This window comes from Streptomyces sp. NTH33, assembly GCF_003236365.1.
In the GTDB taxonomy this organism is placed as follows: Bacteria; Actinomycetota; Actinomycetes; order Streptomycetales; family Streptomycetaceae; genus Streptomyces.
This window is the reverse complement of record NZ_POTZ01001098.1, coordinates 1-525: the sequence shown is the minus strand read 5'-3', so window position 1 is coordinate 525 and position 525 is coordinate 1. Positions and strand designations below refer to the sequence as shown.

Below are 525 nucleotides of genomic sequence, written 5' to 3'. Positions count from 1 at the left end.
GGCCGGTCCCGGTGTGGGCCGCGGTGCCGTTCCAGGCGCGGGCCCGGACGCCGTAGGGGTCGGCTATCCGGCCCGGAGGGGCGGGATGACCCTCGCGGTCCGTGCCTGTTCCGGGGGCCGCTCCGGCCCGGGTCTCGTCCTCGGCGGGCGGACGGGCGCCGGGCAGCGCGGCACGTGCGCTCTGCTGGGCCTCCTGCACGCGGGCGGCCGCCCTCGCACCCGCGCGGTACGCGGCGATCGCCCCGGCCCGTGCCGCCCTGATGTCCTTGCCGGTCTCCGGCGCCCGCCGGGCGAGTTCGCCCGATGCCTCGGGCCCCGTCTCCGCACCCGGCAGCGGCAACGGCCCGGCCGCCCGTGCCTCTATCGCGGCCCGCCGCGCGGCCTCCGGGTCCACCGGGGCGGGGCCCGCGCCGGCCGCGGGGCCACCGGACGTCCCCGCGGCCCCGCCGGGGCCGCCCGTGACCCCGTCGGAGCCACCGGGGCCGCCCGTGACCCCGTTGAAGCCGCCGGGGCCGCCCGTGACCC

Annotated in this window: 1 pseudogene; it reads right to left on the bottom strand. The window is 82.9% G+C overall.

Going from position 1 to position 525, the window contains the following annotated elements:
- Positions 1 to 525 (bottom strand): annotated as a pseudogene (locus C1I97_RS38655) (protein kinase); the annotation flags it as partial.